Here is a 19,158-nt window from a genome sequence, read left to right on the forward strand (position 1 = left end):
GCATGTCTCCTAATGAGTGGCTAGCGATCGGTATGATCGTGGCTTTTTTTGTGTTTCTGCTGATCGGCATTCCGGTGGGCATCAGTATTGCGGCAACGGCCTTTTTCTTTGGTTATATCGGCTTTGGCCCGATGCTGTTTAACCTGCTGCCATCGCGCATCTATGGTGTGGTCACCAACTACACCTTTATGGCCATACCACTGTTTGTGTTTATGGGGGTGATGCTGGAGAAATCGAAGCTGGCCGAAGAGCTGATCGATGTGATTGGCCACCTGTTTGGCGGCTTATCGGGCGGCATGGGCGTGGCGATTATTTTAGTCGGCGTTTTATTGGGCGCCGCCACCGGCATTGTCGGCGCCACCATCGTGACGCTGGGCCTTCTCACGCTGCCAACGCTTCTGCGTCGTGGCTATCCTAAAACGCTGGCCACCGGGATGATCTGCGCGTCCGGCACCTTGGGGCAAATTATTCCGCCCAGCCTGGTGCTCATTCTGCTGGCAGAAATACTCGGCGAGTCCGTCGGTACGATGTTTGCAGCCGCCATGGTGCCGGGGCTAACGCTCGCGGCGGTGTATATCATTGCCATTTTGGTCATCGCCAAACTCTACCCTCACCTGATGCCCCCCATCCCCATTGAGGAGCGTAAAGCGATGGGGCGACGCCAACTGCTGATGAAGGTGATCACCGTGGTGGGCCCGCCGGTAGGCTTGGTATTTGCAGTGCTGGGTTCAATTATTGGCGGTATTGCCGCGCCTACCGAGGCTGCCGCGATGGGGGCGCTGGGGGCGCTGGTGTTTGTGGCCTGTTCGGGTCGGCTGTCCTTCACGCTGCTCAAGGAGGTCGCCAAGGCCACGCTGGTGATTTCGGCGATGGTGTTCTTTATCTTGATCAGTGCGCAGGTATTTGGGCTGGCGTTCCGTGGCCTGGGTGGCGAGCATCTTGTGGCCCGCATGTTTGACTGGGTGCCCGGTGGCGAGCTAGGGGCGCTGCTGTTTATGCTACTGCTGATGTTCGTGCTGGGCTTCTTCCTGGAGTGGATTGAGATCAGCTATATTGCCCTGCCGCTATTTTTACCGTTCTTTGTCCAGATGGGCGTCGATATGGTGTGGTTGGGCATTCTAGTGGGGCTGGTGCTGCAAACCTCGTTTCTTACCCCGCCCTTTGGCTGGTCGCTGTTTTTCCTCAAGGGGGTGGCGCCTAAAGAGGTCACCACGCTGGATATTTACAAGGGCGCCTTACCGTTTATCGGGCTGCAATTCTTGGCCGTTGCGCTGGTGTTTATTTTCCCCAGCATTGCCACCTGGCTGCCGAACGCCATTGGCTGGTAACCATGATCAATAACAAAGGAATTTGAGATGTTACACACCCAACGTAGTTACGGCGGCAGCTGCGTCGCCCCGCATCACCTGGCGGCCAGCGCCGGGCGAGATGTGCTTAAGCAGGGCGGCAACGCGGTGGAGGCCATGGTTGCTGCCGCTGCTGCTATTGCGGTGGTTTATCCGCATATGAACGCCCTGGGAGGCGATGGCTTTTGGTTGATTCATGAACCGGGCAAGGCGCCTATTGCCATCGACGCCTGCGGCCCGGCGGCAGGCTTGGCCAACACGGATTTCTACGCCGGTGAATCGCAAATACCTGAGCGAGGCCCAAAGGCCGCCCTCACCATGGCGGGCACCATCGGCGGCTGGGATGAAGCGCTGAAGGTAGCGTCAACATGGGGTAAACAGCTTCCCCTCACCACGCTGCTGGCCGACGCTATTCACCATGCCGAAGCGGGCATTTCGGTCACACAAAGCCAGGAAGCCCTCACCGCCAAACACGTTGAGCGCCTGTCTCAAAGCCCTGGCTTTAGTGATTCCCTGCTGCTTAACGGCCAAGTGCCCCGGGAAGGCGAACGGCTGCGCCAGCCCCGCTTAGCGGCCACCCTCAAGCGCTTGGCGGCAGCCGGATTAGATGATTTCTATCGCGGCGAACTGGCCGCTAGCATGGCGAAAGATTTGGAAGCAGTGGGCAGCCCCCTGCGCTTGGCTGACTTTCACGCCTACCGTGCCCAGCGCGTCACACCGCTGGAAGTCACCCTCCAGGATGCCACGCTCTACAACCTGCCAGCGCCGACCCAGGGCATGGCGTCGTTAATGATTTTAGGCATCTACGAGCGCTTGAAAGCCGCCGAGCCCAACGGTTTTGATCACCTGCACGGGCTGATTGAGGCGACCAAGCGCGCCTTTATCCTACGTGACCAAAATGTGACTGATCCGGGCCGTGTACCCACACCGCTGCAGGCGTTACTCAGCGAGGAAAGTATTGGTCAAGAAGCGGCTCAAATTGACCCACAACGCGCTCTGCCCTGGCCACACGAGCCAGCCCCTGGCGACACCATTTGGATGGGTACCGTGGATAGCGAAGGGCGCGCGGTAAGCTTTATCCAGAGTATTTATTGGGAGTTCGGCAGTGGCGTGGTATTGCCGGAAAGCGGTGTACTGTGGCAAAACCGCGGCATCAGCTTTTCGCTTAATCCCGACGACCTGCGCGGCTTAGCCCCTGGCCGCAAACCTTTCCATACCCTTAACCCGGCGCTTGCCAAGTTTAACGATGGCCGTACCATGGTCTACGGCACCATGGGCGGTGAAGGCCAGCCGCAAACCCAGGCGGCAGTGTTTTCCCGCTATGCCCTGCACGACATGCCGCTTCAGCAGGCGATCACGGCGCCTCGCTGGCTGCTGGGTCGTACCTGGGGTGAAACCAGCACTAACTTAAAACTCGAAGCGCGTTTTGACGATGCCCTTGTAACCGCCCTAGCGACAGCCGGCCACGATGTGGAAGTGTTGCCTGAAGCCTTCAGCGACACCATGGGTCATGCGGGCGGTATCGTGTACCACCTGGATGGATTGATCGAGAGCGCCCACGATCCGCGCAGTAACGGCGGCGCGGTCAGCGTATAAACACATCTTGGGAAGTTTCATCCATGCTGAACTTGAGCAGGCGACTCGCTGTCACTCATGAGAGTGTTAAGCTAGCCTGCTTAATAAGCCTCTGAAGAGTGGCCAACCAGAGGGAGAGGAGAACCCCATGGCGAAAATAGAAAAATCCCCCGACGAGTGGCAAAAGCAGTTAACGCCAGAGCAGTACCGTGTGGCACGCGAGAAAGGCACTGAACGCCCGTTCACCGGGGATTATCAGGTGCGCGATGCTCAGGGTATTTACCACTGTGTGTGCTGTAATGCGCCACTGTTTGAGAATGAGCACAAGTTTGATGCTGGCTGCGGCTGGCCCAGCTTTGACCGGCCGCTGGGTAGCCGCTGCGTTGAAGAGCATACGGATACCACTCACGGCATGCAGCGCACCGAGGTCGTCTGTTCTCACTGTGATGCACACCTGGGCCACGTTTTCCCCGACGGGCCACCCGAGACCACCGGCTTGCGCTACTGCATCAACTCGGTGTCGTTAGAGTTTCACCCCGACGAGTAATCCTTGCTAAAAGGAAGCACAGCAAGGCGGGCGCCATCTGTTAGAATGGTCGCCCGCTTTTTTGTGCCGCTATTTTTTGTACTTTCAGGAGAGACCCATGCTCGGCTGGTTCCCCGGACATATGAACAAGGCCCGCCGCCAGATTAAGGAGGTGCTGCCTGAAATTGACGTAGTGATCGAGGTCCTCGACGCACGCCTGCCCTACTCCAGCGCCAACCCGATGCTGGCCGAGCTAACCCGCCATAAGCCGGTGCTAAAAATTCTCTCCCGCGCCGACCTCGCCGACCCAGAGCGGACGGCCGAGTGGGTCGAATTTTTCGATGCCCAAGAGAACATGCGTGCCTTAGCCGTTACTACGACCAATACCCGTGAGCTGAAGAAAATCCCCAAGCTGTGTCATGAACTGGCCGGTGCCGTGCGCGCTGACCGCGATGTGCGCGTGATGGTGATGGGTATACCGAATGTCGGGAAATCCACGCTGATTAATGGCTTGGCTGGGCGCAAAATCGCCAAGACCGGTAACGAGCCTGCGGTCACCAAGCGTCAACAGAAGGTGCGTATCGATGGGCGTGTAGCCCTTACCGACACCCCAGGCGTGCTGTGGCCCAAAATCGAAGACCAGGCCAGTGCCTATCGCCTTGCCGCCACCGGTGCCATTCGCGATACGGCCATTGAGTATACCGATGTGGCGATTGTCACCAGCGCAGAGCTTGCCAAGCGTTACCCTGAAGCACTCACCGAGCGCTATAAGCTCAAAGCGCTGCCGCCTTACACCGCGCCGGACCTCCCCCACGATATTGATGCGGACGGTCCGAAAAAGCCTGATTTTCTCGCTATTGCTGGCTTCGACGGTAACGCCATCTTAAAAGATATCGCTGCCCGCCGTGGCGGCCTGCGCCACGGCGGCGCGGTTGATCTGCACCGTGGCGCCGAAGTACTGCTTCACGAACTTCGCGACGGCAAGCTGGGCAGGCTAACGCTTGAAACCCCGGCAGATATTCCGCCACCCCCGGTGCAAAACGACGAAGACAATCAAGGCCTTTCCGACGCATAATGAGCCGAGCACTGCTAAGTCACCCTTTGACCTAGTAAACACATAATGACGTTGGATACTTTTGGGCTTCTAGCTACTTTTGGACAAACACCTCATGGATACCCCGCAGTCGCACGAATCACAACCGCTAAAGAAATCTCATAAGCTGCACAATGTCTGCTATGACATTCGCGGCCCGGTACTCGACCACGCCAAGCGCTTGGAAGAGGAAGGCCAACGAATTCTCAAGCTGAATATCGGCAACCCCGCGCCCTTTGGCTTCGAGGCGCCGGAGGAGATTCTTCAGGATGTGATGCGTAACCTGCCCACGGCCCAGGGCTACTGCGACTCCAAAGGCCTCTATTCCGCCCGTAAAGCCATTATGCAGGAGTGCCAGCGCAAGCAGATTCCCGGCGTGGGGATTGAGGATATCTTCATCGGTAACGGCGTCTCTGAGCTGATCGTGATGGCCATGCAGGCGCTGCTCAATGACGGCGACGAAGTGCTGATTCCCGCACCGGACTACCCACTATGGACTGCGGCCGCTCACCTTTCCGGTGGCCACGCGGTGCACTACCTGTGCGACGAGCAGGCGGACTGGACGCCCGACATGGCGGATATTCGCGCCAAAATCACCAGCCACACTCGCGCCATTGTGCTGATCAACCCCAATAACCCGACCGGCGCGGTGTATCCGCCCGCGGTGGTCAAAGAGGTATTAGAGATCGCCAAGCAGCACAATCTGGTGGTATTTTCTGACGAGATCTACGACAAGATTCTGTACGACGGCGTCGAGCATACCGCCACGGGCGCGTTAGCGGACGATGACCAATTAGTCATCACCATGAACGGGCTTTCCAAAAGCTATCGCTGTGCGGGCTTTCGCTCAGGCTGGATGATTATCTCCGGCACCTTGGCCAAATTGAACGCTCAGGACTATATCCAGGGGCTGAATATGTTGGCTTCCATGCGTCTGTGCGCCAACGTGCCCGCCCAGCATGCGATTCAAACCGCGCTGGGGGGCTATCAGTCGATTAACGATTTAATCCTGCCTGGCGGGCGGCTGTTGGCCCAGCGTGACATCACGGTAGAAAAGCTGAACGCGATCCCCGGCGTCTCCTGCGTGAAGCCAAAAGGCGCGCTCTATGCGTTTCCACGTCTGGACCCAAAAGTTTTCAAGATCAAAGACGATCAGCAGATGGTGCTTGACCTGCTGCTGCAGGAAAAAATATTGCTGGTACAAGGGACCGCCTTTAACTGGCCAGAGCCGGATCATGTGCGCATTGTGACCCTGCCCTGGGCAGACCAGCTCGGTGATGCACTAGACCGTTTTGCCAACTTCCTATCCCGCTACCGGCAGTGAGTCTAGCCAAGTGAATATGCCGATTAAAACAGCTATTTGACGCAGCGATGACTTGAAACTGCCACGAAGAGTACGTATTTAAGCAACTATTCTGTGACCATTTCACTGGCTGTGTATGAACCGGTTTCTAAACGTTGAGGGAGAACCTGCACCATGATGCGAATTTTGCTGTTTTTAGCAACCAATATAGCGGTCTTGCTGGTCGCCAGTATCACCTTGCGCTTGCTCGGTGTAGAGAGCTACTTGCGCGGCCAGGGCATCAACTTCACCAGCCTGCTGATCTTCTGCTTTGTGTTCGGCATGGCGGGTTCCATCATCTCGCTCTTCATTTCCAAATGGATGGCCAAGCGCAGCACCGGCACGGTGATCATCGAAACGCCCTCCAACTCGACCGAACGGTGGTTGCTGGACACGGTCGCGGAGCTCTCCCGTGAAGCGGGTATTAAAACCCCGGAAGTGGGCATCTTTCCGGCACAGCAATCCAACGCCTTTGCTACGGGCTGGAACAAGGACGATGCACTGGTGGCCGTCTCGGCAGGCTTGATGAATCGCATGCGACCGGAAGAAGTGCGGGCGGTACTGGCTCACGAAATTGGCCACGTTGCCAATGGCGACATGGTGACACTGGCGCTGATTCAAGGCGTGGTGAACACCTTCGTGATGTTCTTTGCCCGGGTAGTGGCACACTTGGTCGATAACTTCCTGCGCAGCCGTAGCGATGGTGAAGGCGGGCTCGGCTTTATGGGTTACTTCGCAGTAGTCATGGTCGCTGAGATTGTGTTCGGTATTTTGGCCTCAGCTATCGTCGCCTGGTTCTCGCGCTATCGCGAATACCGCGCCGACGAAGCCGGTGCGCGGCTGGCAGGCACCAATGCGATGGTCAGCGCGCTGGCTCGCTTGAAAACCGAAACGGAAATGCCCGATCAAATGCCGGACACACTGCGCGCCATGGCCATCACCAAAGGCCAAACGCGCTCGCTGGTGGAAAAGCTATTTGCCAGCCACCCGCCGCTGGATGAGCGCATCCGTGCGCTGAAAGAAGCCGCTTATCGTCAGTAATATTGTCCAGCAGCTCTAAACATTTAAGGCCCGCATCTGCGGGCCTTATTGTTATTCGCCACCTGTTTTTCACTGCTTATTTTTTACTATCCTGCTCGGTTACCGTAAACCCCGCCCCACGCAATAAGCCTTCCAGCGCTATCGCCTCCCCTGACAACTGCACGTTGAGCGTGGCGAATTCGCGCCGCAGCGGGTAGTTGGCGCGGCAGTCATCAAAACCTTTGTGCATGCCGTGATGCTGCGTTTGGCGCTGGAGAGCATCGTGGTCGCGGCGTACGTCATACACTGCTCTCATGCAGAGTCTTAGCGCATCTTCAGGAGGCAGTGCGTGCTGCAAATGCAGCGACGTCAGGGCGGGCGGTGGGCAAATATCGGCAAACGTTAGCTCGCTTGGCTGACCGCAGTGGTGAGCCAGCGCCTGCTGAATCATCCAGGTGCCGCGCAGCTTGCCATCTAAGCTATGCCCGGCAATATGCGGTGTTGCTAGAGAGACCAGATCACGAAGGCCAGCATCGATATCGGGTTCTTCCTCCCACACATCCAGTATGGCACTGATATCGCCCTTGCCCGCAAGGCGGCTGCGTAGCGCCAATCCATCCACACAGTCGCCGCGCCCGGCATTAAGCAGTACGCACCCCGGTGCTAGCTCCTCGATACGTTGAGAGTTGAGTAATTGATACGTCGCGTGTGGGCCTTCGCGCGTTAGCGGCGTATGCAGGCAGAGCACGTCACAGCGCTCGATCAGGGCATCTAACGAGTGAAAGCCTGCCTGGCCCTCCTCGTCGGCTCTGGGCGGGTCACAGGCCAGCGTTGCCACGCCCATGGCCTTCAGCCGCGCCTGTAGCCGACGGCCAACGTTGCCCACCCCGACGATCCCCACGGTCCGCTCGCTAAGTAACCAACCATCGCGCTCCGCCAGGGTCAACAAGCTGCTCAATACATAATCAACCACCGCTTCGGCGTTGCAGCCTGGTGCACTGGAGAAGGCGATATTGCGCTGGGCAAGCGCTGCCTGGTCGATATGATCGGTGCCAATGGTGCAGGTGCCGATAAAGCGAACGGGGCTATCGACAAGCAGCTTATCGTTGACCTGGGTAATCGAGCGCACGATGAGCGCGTCGGCGTCGTGCACATGGGCCGCGCTGATTTCCCGGCCCGGCACGCGGGTTAACGTTCCGAAAGCTCCAAAGCAGGCATCGGCAGCGGGGATATTGGCATCAATGACAAGTTTCATAGGCGTTTGGGTATCCGGGCTTTACAATACCGCCCGCGACGGCTTGATGGGCAGGCGTGTTTAAAGGCTATCTTTTAAAGGCTATCTTTTAAAAGCTAAGTAAGGAGAGTGTTGTGATCGTACGCTGGGAAACCAACCATGACTATGTGTTGGTTCATATTCACCAGGATATGTTTGGTGACTGGATTTTCAGCCGCGCCTGGGGCCAAATCGGCACCCAATTTGGCGGCCTGAAACATCAGCTGGCCGATACGCTGGAGCAGGCCCAGATGTGGCTTGAGGACGAAACCACCATCCAAACCTCGCGGGGTTTTCGCAAGGTGCTGGACGTGGCCGATCATACTCCCGAGGGCCAGGAGGCCATGCGCCAACTATCACTACTGGATGCACTCTAAGGCCGCGCAGGTTTAGCCCAAAAAGCGCCGCCCGTCACGCTCATGCGCCCCTTTGGGGGCGGAGGTATCGGGTGGTGAGGTAAACGCGGCCAGGGCCGCTTCATCCAGCCAGCCGCGCTGACGCAACCAGTCACTTAAGCGCGATAGCTCAAAGCCACGATCCAGCTCATTGCCATCGCTATCCACCAGCACCGGTATCCGCACGCCGTAGCGTTCGACCAGCGCATCGTCATCACTGATTTCGATATGGTGCAGCCACACCTTCTGATTGGCGAGTGTCGCCACCAGCCCTTCCAATTGCGTGCATAGGTGGCAACCCAGCGTGGTGTAAAGCGATAGCTGAATCATGCAAAGACTCTTTTCATGCAATGGCTCTCTTACGCCGCTTTATGGCGCAGTATAAACACATGGTGAAGATTCGTACGCCGCTGGAAATCGGGGTCGAAGCTGCGCCCGGTGATGTCCTCGACCGCATACTGCTGGTAAAGCGCTTCATCGAGTTTAAAACGCCGTTGGTTATTCGAAAACACTAAGGTGCCGCCCGGTGCCAAGCGCGCCATGGCGAGGTCCACCAGCCGCGGATGGTCACGCTGAACGTCGAGGGTATCGCGCATTTTCTTCGAGTTGGAAAATGTCGGCGGATCCATAAAGATCAGGTCGAACTCGGCGTTAGCCGTTTCCAGCCAGCGGAAACAGTCGTCGCGCACCACACGGTGAAGACGTGTATCGAGCTTATTCAGTGCAAAGTTGTCCTTGGCCCACTCCAGATAGGTATTGGACATATCCACGCTCACACTGTCACTGGCGCCACCCAAGGCCGCCTGTACGGTCGCGGTGGCGGTATAACAGAACAGATTTAAAAAACGCTTACCGCTGGCCATTTCGCCCAGCATGCGCCGAACCGGCCGATGGTCAAGGAACAGCCCGGTATCCAGATAGTCACGCAGGTTGACCCATAGCCGTGCTGCGCCCTCCTGCACCTCAAAGCGTTCACCGCTGGCGGCCCGCTTCTGGTACTGGGCGCTGCCGGTTTGGCGTTCGCGGCGTTTGATATAGATTTTGCTGGCATCAACGTTAAGCGCCTCGGGCATGACTTCCAAGGCATCGTACAAGCGCTTTTGCGCCTGGGCTGGGTTGATCGAGCTAGGTGCCGCGTACTCTTGTACATGTACCCGATCACCATAACGATCCACCGCCAGGGCGTATTCCGGCATATCGGCATCATAAACGCGATAGCTGGTTTCACCGCTCTGCTTCAGCCATTTCTTCAAGCGCTTCTGATTTTTAATCAGTCGATTGGCAAACATCTGCGCATTGTCTTGGTTTTTGTGGGCGGCTTGCTCTTCGCTCGCCTTTTCACCAGGCGTCGCCACTGCACTGCTCTCGCTCTGGACGGGCTTTGTATCGCTCTCGGCAGGCGGATGCTCAGCGCCACCAATCTCCATAAGCAACAGCTTGGCATCCAGAGCACCGTTTTTAAGCGCGTACTGCTTGTGCGCACGCATGCCCAGCCGGTGGCCTAGATCCGGGTTACCGGTAAATACCGCCAGGGTCCAGCTGGGGAATAGCGCTTTGGCTTTCTCACCAAGCTGGGCGTATAGACGCACCAGCTCAGGCAATTCACCCAGGCGTTCGCCGTAGGGTGGGTTAGTAATCAGCAGGCCGCTCTCAGCCGTCAGTGTTTCGGGTCGCGTCAACTGGACAAGGCTTTGACCATGCAGGCTTATCAAGGCTGGAATACCCGCGCGCATGGCATTGGATTTCGCTGCCGTCAGTGCTGCAGGGCTCTGATCAAAGCCGAGTAGCTGGGCTTTACAGCGCTTGCGACCAATCGACGCGCGCGCATCGGCTTCGCGCTTCTGTTCCTGCCAAGCGAGATCATCGTGGCCTGCCCAGCCGTGGAAGCCGAACCGCTCACGATTCAGGTTAGGCGCTTGGTCAGCGGCCATCATGGCGGCTTCGATCAGCAGCGTGCCTGCACCACACAGCGGATCAATCAACGGCTCTCCCGCTTTTAAGCGCTCGGGCCAGCCTGCGCGCACCAGCAGTGCCGCCGCCAGATTCTCTTTTAGCGGTGCATGGCCTACGTCACGGCGATAACCACGGCGGTGGAGACTCTCACCTGAGAGATCCAGCCCAATGGTTAAATTCATCCGGTGCAGGTGGGCATAGACGCGCAAATGTGGGGTTTTGGTATCCACATTGGGGCGTTCCTGCCCGGCCAGTTGAAGCGCATCGACAATGCCGTCTTTAACGGTTTGCGCGCCAAAGCGGGTGTGGCGAATGTGTTCGCTGCGGCCATGGAAATCGACGGCCAGCGTTTTGCCCGGTGCCAGATGCTGTGTCCAGGCAATGCGGGCGACCACATCGCGCACTTGCTCAGCGGTATCGATCATCGATTCGCGTGCCAGGGTCAAAATGACCCGGTTGGCTAACCGAGACCACAGGCAAACACGATAAGCGATCGCTTGGCTGGCAGTGAAATAGACGCCTGCCACGGTGGTTTTACCCGGCGTGGCGCCCAGCGCTATGAGTTCGTCGTGGAGCAGGCCTTCGATGCCTTTGGGGCAAGTGGCGAGCAAGTTCAGGGCAGCGGTTTGGTTCGACTCGGTCATGATAATAGCGGCGCGTAAAGGCGCGATATCCCTGTATATAGCAAATGAGTTTACGTTTTATGACAATTTGATAGTCGACAGATGACCCCATCATGGTCTAACAATAAGAGAGTAGCTACTGAAAAACGCATGCGTTTCTTGTCAGGGTCGGTTCAGAACTAGGCCTATGGCATATGAGTGTTCTTTGTAAGAGATAGCCGCTCGGCTCGTTCAGCCCGTGAGTGCCAAACAACAGGGTTAGAGCGGCGTCTCGCTCTTGAAGCAAGCTCTCGGAATAGCGGTTGTTTTCGTTTTCGATAACACCCTATTTCTTATCAAAGGCTTTCGTGAAAAGAGGTTAGCCAATGAAACGGCAAAAACGTGATCGCTTCCAGCGGGCTTATGTCCACGGCTACAAAGCGGGTGTATCGGGTCGTTCTCGCGACGATTGTCCCAGTCAAGATATCAATTTACGCGAATACTGGATGAGCGGTTGGCGTGAAGGCCGCGGTGACCAGTGGGATGGGATGACAGGCATCTCGGGCATCCACAAAAACCCCTTAGTCATGGCCTAACGTTTTTATTTTTCAAGATTCTAAAAGAAAGATTTTAAGCGAGAGGTTTTCAGTGAGCCCACTTTTTCAAGTGGGCTTTTTAGTGCGCATTGATATCCACACTGCTTTGCTAATCATCTGCACGCTCAACCGTTAGCTTTCAGTGCCCTTGCACACTCACCGACCAGTTTAGGCCCTTGATAGATCAACCCCGAGTAGAGTTGCACTAAATCTGCTCCCGCCGCGATTTTGGCCTGGGCAGCAGCGGCACTATCGATTCCACCGACACCGATGATAGGTAGCGATGGTAGATGCTCACGTAACTGGCGAATAACACGATTTGATGCCTCGAAGACAGGTTTTCCAGAAAGCCCACCCGCCTCCTCCGCTTGTGAGTCACCCTCTACTCCCGCGCGGGAAACCGTCGTATTGGTAGCAATCACGCCATCAAGTGCATTGCGCTGAATACTTTCTGCCATCAACGCCACTTCTTCCGCGCTCATATCCGGGGCGATCTTAATCAGTAATGGAGTTTTTCGGCCCGCTTGAGAATCAAGCTCGTTGGCGCGAGCGCGAATAGGCCCCAGCAACGCGTCCAGCTGTTCACCAAACTGTAAGGTACGCAGCCCAGGGGTATTCGGCGAGGAGACGTTAACGGCAATGTAATCCGCATAAGGGTGCACCGCATCTAGACATACCAGGTAGTCATCCAGGGCGTGCTCTACTGATGTCGTCAGGTTTTTACCAATATTGATGCCCACAATGCCGCCGTAGTGACGCTGCTTAACCTGCTGGATCAGATGCGCAACCCCTTTGTTGTTAAAACCAAAGCGGTTGATGATTGCTTCATGCTGCGCTAAGCGAAACAGCCGAGGCTTAGGATTCCCTGGCTGCGGCTTAGGCGTCACTGTTCCGACCTCGACAAAGCCAAACCCCAGCGCGCCCAGCGCATCCAGGTGGTCGGCGTTCTTGTCCAACCCCGCGGCGAGACCTACTCGATTGGCAAAGCGCAGCCCCATCAGTTCGACGGGATCCTCGACCGGCTGGCCAAATAGCCGTGTAACGCCCCCTACCCGATGCAGTGCATCCAACGCACCCAGCGCCATACCGTGAGAGGTTTCTGGGTCAACGCGAAAGAACAGTGAGCGGGCGAGGTTGTACATAGCGGATCTCTTGAAGCGGGGACTGAAAACGGGCATTAGTATAACGCAATAAAGCGCGCCCTGGTGGAGAACCAGGGCGCGCTTTCATACGCCTCTTTAATTAAATAGATACACTTTAATTAAGTGGACGAGGTACGTTTAGGCTTCGCTATCGCTTTCAGCCAGATCGACCAGTTCGCGTACCGCCACGGCGAAGAGCGCAAAGCCCCCTTCACTGCCGCCACGCACCTCTTCAATCAAACGACACCAGCGGCGATGCAGGTCGGCATGCTGATCCAGCCACTGCGCCACCCGCTCTTGGGTATCGCGACTGCCAGCGTCGAGTTTCAACACGCTGGTGGTCAGTGCCAGCTGCTGACGCTCGATGTCGTCGCGGAAGGTTTCCCGCGCCTGGGCCTGCCAGGCGTCGCGCACTTCCAGCTGAGTTACCTGCTGAATCATCCACGGCAGCTCCAGGCGGCTGCCAATTTCGTACAGCACTTCCGCCACCCGCTGCGGTTTTTCGTTGGTCAGGCGCGCCGCCTGGATAATACCCAGTCCCGCATAAAGACTTGATGACGCCGCCACGGTGGATGCCAGCGCATCCGGCACACCCGCCTCCAACAGCTCGTCTCGACGCGAGTTCCAGGCGCTAAGTTCTTCGCCACTCAGCAACTCACCAATACCTTCCTGTAACTGCGCCAGGCGAGGAGCAAAATACTCGATAGTGTCCAGCGTCGAGAGCCCTAAATGCTGACGCACAAACCAGCGCGTAGCGCGACGGATCAGGCGCATCAAGTCGAGCATCATTGAGTACTGGATGCGATTCGGCACTTGATTATCGAGCGCTTCAATTTGCGCCCATAGACCGGGCAAGTTAAAGCTATCGCGGGCCACAATATAAGCGCGAGCGATGTCGGCACGCCCAGCGCCGGTGGAGTCCATTAGGCGGCGTACAAAGACGATACCCATATGGTCGACCAGATCGTTGGCCACCTGCGTTGCCACGATTTCACGCTTAAGACGGTGTTCGTACATTTCGTCTTTAAAGCGCTCCACCAGCACCGAGGGGAACAACCGCTCCAGATGACGGTGAATATACGGGTCATCCGGCACGTCAGAGGTGATCAAGTCGCCTTTCAAGGTGCTCTTGGCGTAGGAGATCAGCACCGACAGCTCAGGCAGGCGCATCCCTTGATCATTGCTGGCCCGCTCTTTGAGCACATCATCGGCAGGCAGGAACTCCAGCTCGCGGTCAATCTGCCCGGTGGCCTCCAGCTCGCTGATAAAGCGGCGGTAGGGCCCCATCGACTGGTCAGAAAGGATAGCCGATAGATCCAGCGCTTGGCTTTGGCGGTAATTATCGAGAATCACCAGCTCTGACACTTCATCGGTCATTTCCGCCAGCAGCTGATTGCGCTGTTTGTCGGTCATATCGCCGCGCTTGACCACTTCATCGATCAAAATCTTGATATTGACCTCATGGTCGGAGCAGTTCACCCCACCGGCGTTGTCAATGAAGTCGGTATAGACACGCACGCCTTTGGCGGCGGCTTCCATACGCCCGCGCTGGGTCAAACCGAGGTTACCGCCCTCACCCACCACGCGGCAGTTCAGGTCATTGCCGTTGATGCGCAGGGTGTCGTTGGCTTTGTCGCCGACATCGGCATCGGTTTCATCGGAGCCCTTCACATAGGTACCGATACCGCCGTTCCAGATCAAATCCACTTTGGACTTGAGCATCGCGCGGATCAATTCGTTGGGGGATAAACGCGCTTCCTGAATGCCGAATACCTGCTGCATTTCCGGCGTTATCGCAATCGACTTAGCACTGCGGCTAAAGATACCGCCACCGGCAGAGATCAACTCCTGGCTGTAGTCTTCCCAGCTGGAGCGTGGCAGGGCGAACAGCCGTTTGCGCTCGGCAAAGGACGCCTCCGCATCCGGATTGGGGTCAACAAAGATATGCAGGTGGTTGAAGGCACCCACCAGCTGAATCTTGTCAGATAACAGCATGCCGTTGCCGAACACATCCCCCGCCATGTCGCCGACTCCCACCACGCTGAACAGATCGCGTTGGGTATCTACATCCAGGTTTTTGAAGTGGCGTTTAACCGACTCCCAGGCACCGCGTGCGGTGATGCCCATTTTCTTGTGGTCGTAGCCATTGGCGCCGCCAGAGGCAAACGCATCGCCTAGCCAGTGGCCGTACTCAATGGAAATCTCGTTGGCGATATCCGAGAAGGTGGCGGTACCTTTATCGGCAGCCACGACCAGGTAGGCATCGTCTTCGTCGTGACGAACGACATTTTCCGGCGGCACCACATCGCTACCCACCAGGTTGTCGGTAACATCCAGCAGCGCGCGGATAAAGATTTGATAGCAGGCGATGCCCTCTTTCTGCACCACATCGCGGCTGGCATTTTCCGGCATGCGCTTACAGACAAAACCGCCTTTTGCGCCCACCGGGACGATAACGGCGTTCTTAACCTGCTGCGCTTTCACCAAGCCCAGCACTTCGGTGCGGTAATCTTCAAAGCGATCCGACCAGCGTAGGCCGCCGCGGGCGACTTTACCGCCGCGCAGGTGGACACCTTCAACCCGTGGCGAGCAGACAAAAATTTCAAACATTGGCCGCGGCTTGGGCATGCCGGTGACCTTGGAGGGCTCAAGTTTGTAAGCGATATAGTCTTTAAAGCGTCCGCCCTCGCCGAGCTGGTAGTAGTTGGTACGCAGCGTGGCGAGAATTAACTCCATAAAGCGACGCAGCAGTTGGTCGTCGTTAAGACTAGCAACACCTTCCAGTCGCTCGTTTAAGCTAGCGATGCACTCGTCGGTGGCGTGGTCCTGCTGCTCAGGATCAAAACGCAGGCGGAATAGCTCAACCAACTCGCGGGTGATGGCCGGGTAGTTGGCCAGCGTCGCGGCAATGTAGTCCTGAGACATACCAAAGCGGATCTGCTTCAAATAGCGCGCATAGCCGCGCAGCATCGCCACTTCGCGCCAATCCAGCCCTGCGCCGATAATCAGGCGGTTAAAGGCATCGTTATCGGCTTCGCCGGTCCAGATGCGTTTGAAGGCTTCCGTGAATACATCGCGCATATCGCCCAGGCTGACATCCGCACCGCTATGCTCTAGCTCAAAATCGTGAATCCAGTAGCGCTGCTCAGGGGAGTTGATATCGTAGGGGCGTTCGCCAATCACGCGCAGACCGAGGTTTTCCATCATCGGCAGCACGTCGGAAAGCGGAATCTGGGTGCCGCGATGGAACAGCTTTAGATTAACGCCACCACCCTGCTCTTCCAGCGGACGGTAGAGCGACAGCGATAAGTCGTCGCCGTTGTTCAGCGTTAACAAGTGCTGGACATCAAACACCGCGGTGCGTGCGGAAAAATCTTCACGATAGCTCGCTGAGAATGCTTCGCGGAAGTGATCCATCAGGTGGTTGGCACGCTCTTCGCCAAACCCTTCCACCATGGCGTTGTGCAGGTCGTCGCTCCAGCTACGCGCCAGCCGCGCCACCTTGCTCTCCAGGCGCTTAAGGTCGTAATCGCTGGGCGCATCGCCGTTGAAGCGCAGAATCAGCTGAATGCGTGCCAGTACCGACTCGGATAGGTAGGTATTGAAATCGCCAAAGTGGGCATCCAGCTCATCGCACAGCACATTTTGAATTCGCTGGCGCAGATCCGTCGAGAATACGTCGCGGGGCACAAACACCAAGCAGGAGTAGAACTTGCCGCTGATATCGGCGCGAATAAACAGCCGCACCTGGCGGCGCTCGCGGATATTGAGAATACCCAGCGAAGTGCTCGCCAATGATTCGGTGTCGATTTGAAACAGGTCATCGCGGGGGTAAACTTCCAGCACCTGCAGCAACTGCTTGCCGTTGTGGCCCTGGGGATTAAACCCAGCGATATCCATCACCGCTTTTAGTTTGCGACGCAGCAGCGGAATATTACGCGGCGATTCGTTATAAACCATTGAGGTGAACAGACCAAAGAAGCGCCGTTCTCCGATCACATTGCCGTCGTCATCGTAACGATCAACGGTAATGTAGTCAGGATAGGTAGGACGATGCACCCGTGAGTGATGGGCACTCTTGGCAAACGACAGTAGCTGCGGCACCAACACATAGTCGTTGTGCTCATCCACGCCCTCTTCGGTACGAATCCGCTCGCAGTAGCGCGGCTGATCCAGGCGGAATACGCCCAGTACGCTATCGGCATCGCGCTGCAGTTCGTTACCTACCAGTAGGTACTCGTCGTAGCCTAGGAAGGTGAAGTTATCCTTGAGCAGCCACTCTAAGAAAGCAATCGCCTCTTCGTGGTCGTCGGGGTCAATCTGCGGCGGGCAATTTTTCTCGAGCTCTTGAATCGACGCGGTAATTTGCGCGCACATAGCATCGTAATCGCCCACGGCGGTGCGCACATCACGCAGTACGTCGTTCAGGTTGCTTTCGATTTTCTCAAGCAACGCCACGTCGGTGTGTCGATCGACTTCAATAACAATCAAGGACTCACGTGCGTCAGGCGCGTTCTCATCGCGAGGTGAGGTTTGGGTCTGTAACTGATGGCGGTCATCTCGGGCGACGGCCAGTACCGCGTTTTGAATCGCGTGTACCGTCAAGCCGCGGCGGTTGAGCTCGATACGCACCGAGTCGACCAAAAACGGCATATCTTCATGCAACACGGCGACAAAGGTATGCGTTGACTGCCAGCCATGCTCTTCAAAATCCGGGTTAAAGACGCGCACTTTGGGGCTTTTAGGATCATGGTGCTGCAAAAACTGCCAAATCGAAAGCGTAGCCCCATACAGATCGTCCAGGCGACGATCGACAAGATCTTCCACCGGCACGGTGGCGTAAAAGTGTCGAGCAAAGGCGTCAATGGTCGCAGCTCGAGCAGGCTCCAAGCGCGCATATAATCGCTCTTGCAACTGCTTCAAAAGATCCTGACGACTCTCTTCAATCGCAACGTAGTGCATCCATCACCTCGACTGCCTGGGCCATTGATCGGCCAAAAAACGAAGGACAATAGGCCTTTAGGCCAACATAGCGTCTAGCTTACGCTACCTATCGTCGCGTCCCTAATCACATGACATGTTGTTCATGGCGCATACCGTTTACGCATTAGGGCGTTAGCACATTCAACCTAATTAACTATCTCGCCGCGTTAACAATACCCCGCACTCACAGTGATCGGTAAACGGGAACTGGTCAAATAGCGCAAAGCGCTCAATGCGATGGGTAGTGGTCAGTATGGTCAAGTTTTCAGCCAATGTGGCCGGGTTGCATGAAATATAGACGATCTGAGCGTACTCGCTGAGCTGTTCACAGCTCTGCTCATCTAGCCCAGCGCGGGGCGGGTCGACCAGTACGGTGGAAAAATCGTACTCCTCCAACCCCATTTCTGCCACGCGACGCCCGGCCTTTTCGCCCTTCAGCGCTTGTGAAAACTCTTCTGCTGACATGCGACCAATTTGCGCGTTGGTAACACCATTGGCTTCCAGATTGACGTTGGCACTGGCGACCGATGTGCGGGAAATTTCGGTGGCGAGGACGCGACGGAAATTCTCGGCGAGCGCAATGGTAAAATTGCCGTTTCCGCAATAAAGCTCGACCAAATCTTTCTTTGCATCGTCCTCTGGCTGGCCAACGGTGACTTCACGCGCCCAGCTGAGCATTTTTTGGCAGATATGCGCATTGGGCTGGGTGAAGCTGTTTTCGACCTGCTGATAGTGCAACGCGCGACCATCCACCTCTAGGCGCTCCCAGACGTGATCACGGGTCAGCACGATGCGCTGTTTGCGGGAGCGGCCAATGATCATGATGCCGAGTTCAGCTTCCAGCGCTCGTGCTTCGCGCTCCCATTCATCGCCTAAGGGCCGATGATAAATCAGCGTGACCAGCGCCTCGCCGGAGAGCGTGGTTAAAAACTCCACCTGAAACAGCTTGCGACGCAGCTCGTCAGACGCCAGACAGGCCTCACGCAGCTGTGGCATGAGCTGATTGATTCGCTCACTGGCGACAGCGTACTGATCTAAGCGAATGACGCGCTTATTTTTTGGATTCTCAGGATCGACTTCAAACATGGCATAGAAGAGATCGTTCTCTTCATGCCAAATGCGAAATTCACAGCGCTGGCGATAGTAGCCCGGCGGTGATTCAAACACTTCTAGTGCCGGTGGCTGGAAAGGCGCAAAGGTCGTCTCAAGATAGTCGCGCTTGGCGGCTAGCTGCTCGGCATAACGTTCAGGTTCTACGACGGGGATAGCCAAGGCTGCTCCTCTTGAATAAATTCAGAAATAGGGATTCAAA

14 protein-coding genes are annotated in these 19,158 nt (G+C 56.6%); 8 read left to right on the top strand and 6 right to left on the bottom strand.

Annotated elements, in window-relative coordinates:
* Positions 1–2: 2 nt before the first annotated feature.
* The 6 genes from V8L71_RS11245 to htpX all read left to right on the top strand — a co-directional run bounded on the left by V8L71_RS11245 (position 3) and on the right by htpX (position 6,923).
* The gene (locus tag V8L71_RS11245; RefSeq protein WP_336274168.1) at positions 3–1,328 is read left to right on the top strand and encodes a TRAP transporter large permease; all 1,326 of its coding nucleotides are present in this window, start codon (positions 3–5) and stop codon (positions 1,326–1,328) included.
* A gap of 27 nt (positions 1,329–1,355) precedes the next feature.
* The gene (locus tag V8L71_RS11250) at positions 1,356–2,942 is read left to right on the top strand and encodes a gamma-glutamyltransferase family protein (RefSeq protein ID WP_336274169.1); all 1,587 of its coding nucleotides are present in this window, start codon (positions 1,356–1,358) and stop codon (positions 2,940–2,942) included.
* Positions 2,943–3,069: 127 nt separating this feature from the next.
* Positions 3,070–3,468, top strand: a complete 399-nt coding sequence (msrB, locus tag V8L71_RS11255; protein WP_101146118.1) for a peptide-methionine (R)-S-oxide reductase MsrB — start codon at positions 3,070–3,072, stop codon at positions 3,466–3,468.
* Positions 3,469–3,565: 97 nt separating this feature from the next.
* Positions 3,566–4,522 carry a ribosome biogenesis GTPase YlqF gene (gene ylqF, locus V8L71_RS11260; RefSeq protein WP_336274170.1) on the top strand — a complete coding sequence of 319 codons (957 nt, stop codon included), beginning with the start codon at positions 3,566–3,568 and terminating at the stop codon, positions 4,520–4,522.
* Positions 4,523–4,616: 94 nt separating this feature from the next.
* Entirely contained in the window at positions 4,617–5,864 is a 1,248-nt protein-coding gene (locus V8L71_RS11265) for a pyridoxal phosphate-dependent aminotransferase (RefSeq protein WP_336274171.1), read from the top strand.
* Positions 5,865–6,017: 153 nt separating this feature from the next.
* Entirely contained in the window at positions 6,018–6,923 is a 906-nt protein-coding gene (gene htpX, locus V8L71_RS11270; RefSeq protein WP_336274172.1) for a protease HtpX, read from the top strand.
* Positions 6,924–6,999: 76 nt separating this feature from the next.
* Here htpX and pdxB read toward each other — a convergent pair whose 3' ends face one another.
* On the bottom strand, positions 7,000–8,157 hold the full coding sequence (gene pdxB / locus V8L71_RS11275; protein WP_336274173.1) for a 4-phosphoerythronate dehydrogenase PdxB: 1,158 nt from the start codon (positions 8,155–8,157) through the stop codon (positions 7,000–7,002).
* 113 nt (positions 8,158–8,270) lie between these two features.
* Between pdxB and V8L71_RS11280 the strand changes: the two genes are divergently transcribed.
* Positions 8,271–8,552 (top strand): WGR domain-containing protein, encoded by a 282-nt coding sequence (locus V8L71_RS11280; protein WP_290696408.1) that lies wholly within the window; start codon positions 8,271–8,273, stop codon positions 8,550–8,552.
* 12 nt (positions 8,553–8,564) lie between these two features.
* Here the strand turns inward: V8L71_RS11280 and V8L71_RS11285 are convergent, their stop codons facing one another.
* Complete coding sequence (locus tag V8L71_RS11285) at positions 8,565–8,900, bottom strand: glutaredoxin family protein (protein ID WP_336274174.1); 336 nt, start codon at positions 8,898–8,900, stop codon at positions 8,565–8,567.
* A 29-nt stretch (positions 8,901–8,929) separates the two neighbouring features.
* Positions 8,930–11,167, bottom strand: coding sequence for a bifunctional 23S rRNA (guanine(2069)-N(7))-methyltransferase RlmK/23S rRNA (guanine(2445)-N(2))-methyltransferase RlmL (rlmKL, locus tag V8L71_RS11290; protein WP_336274175.1), 2,238 nt, complete (start codon positions 11,165–11,167; stop codon positions 8,930–8,932).
* A 344-nt stretch (positions 11,168–11,511) separates the two neighbouring features.
* Between rlmKL and rmf the strand changes: the two genes are divergently transcribed.
* Positions 11,512–11,721: a ribosome modulation factor gene (gene rmf / locus V8L71_RS11295; RefSeq protein ID WP_007111057.1), complete on the top strand. Its 210-nt coding sequence runs from the start codon at positions 11,512–11,514 to the stop codon at positions 11,719–11,721.
* Between the two features lie 125 nt (positions 11,722–11,846).
* Here rmf and V8L71_RS11300 read toward each other — a convergent pair whose 3' ends face one another.
* From V8L71_RS11300 to trmA, 3 genes are all read right to left on the bottom strand, one after another.
* Positions 11,847–12,863 carry a quinone-dependent dihydroorotate dehydrogenase gene (locus tag V8L71_RS11300; RefSeq protein WP_336274176.1) on the bottom strand — a complete coding sequence of 339 codons (1,017 nt, stop codon included), beginning with the start codon at positions 12,861–12,863 and terminating at the stop codon, positions 11,847–11,849.
* A gap of 138 nt (positions 12,864–13,001) precedes the next feature.
* The gene (locus V8L71_RS11305) at positions 13,002–17,825 is read right to left on the bottom strand and encodes an NAD-glutamate dehydrogenase (RefSeq protein WP_336274177.1); all 4,824 of its coding nucleotides are present in this window, start codon (positions 17,823–17,825) and stop codon (positions 13,002–13,004) included.
* A 171-nt stretch (positions 17,826–17,996) separates the two neighbouring features.
* Positions 17,997–19,118 carry a tRNA (uridine(54)-C5)-methyltransferase TrmA gene (gene trmA / locus V8L71_RS11310; RefSeq protein ID WP_101146111.1) on the bottom strand — a complete coding sequence of 374 codons (1,122 nt, stop codon included), beginning with the start codon at positions 19,116–19,118 and terminating at the stop codon, positions 17,997–17,999.
* Between the last annotated feature and the right edge of the window lie 40 nt (positions 19,119–19,158).

It is taken from the genome of Vreelandella indica (assembly GCF_037070225.1).
Classification (GTDB): Bacteria; Pseudomonadota; Gammaproteobacteria; order Pseudomonadales; family Halomonadaceae; genus Vreelandella; species Vreelandella arctica.

Bases quoted from the DNA above. Each gene is read 5' to 3' on its own strand.
- pdxB (WP_336274173.1), bottom strand. From the start codon at position 8,157: ATGAAACTTGTCATTGATGCCAATATCCCCGCTGCCGATGCCTGCTTT.
- msrB (WP_101146118.1), top strand. From the start codon at position 3,070: ATGGCGAAAATAGAAAAATCCCCCGACGAGTGGCAAAAGCAGTTAACG.
- V8L71_RS11285 (WP_336274174.1), bottom strand. From the start codon at position 8,900: ATGATTCAGCTATCGCTTTACACCACGCTGGGTTGCCACCTATGCACG.
- ylqF (WP_336274170.1), top strand. From the start codon at position 3,566: ATGCTCGGCTGGTTCCCCGGACATATGAACAAGGCCCGCCGCCAGATT.
- V8L71_RS11265 (WP_336274171.1), top strand. From the start codon at position 4,617: ATGGATACCCCGCAGTCGCACGAATCACAACCGCTAAAGAAATCTCAT.
- V8L71_RS11250 (WP_336274169.1), top strand. From the start codon at position 1,356: ATGTTACACACCCAACGTAGTTACGGCGGCAGCTGCGTCGCCCCGCAT.
- V8L71_RS11300 (WP_336274176.1), bottom strand. From the start codon at position 12,863: ATGTACAACCTCGCCCGCTCACTGTTCTTTCGCGTTGACCCAGAAACC.
- V8L71_RS11305 (WP_336274177.1), bottom strand. From the start codon at position 17,825: ATGCACTACGTTGCGATTGAAGAGAGTCGTCAGGATCTTTTGAAGCAG.
- htpX (WP_336274172.1), top strand. From the start codon at position 6,018: ATGATGCGAATTTTGCTGTTTTTAGCAACCAATATAGCGGTCTTGCTG.
- V8L71_RS11245 (WP_336274168.1), top strand. From the start codon at position 3: ATGTCTCCTAATGAGTGGCTAGCGATCGGTATGATCGTGGCTTTTTTT.
- rlmKL (WP_336274175.1), bottom strand. From the start codon at position 11,167: ATGACCGAGTCGAACCAAACCGCTGCCCTGAACTTGCTCGCCACTTGC.
- rmf (WP_007111057.1), top strand. From the start codon at position 11,512: ATGAAACGGCAAAAACGTGATCGCTTCCAGCGGGCTTATGTCCACGGC.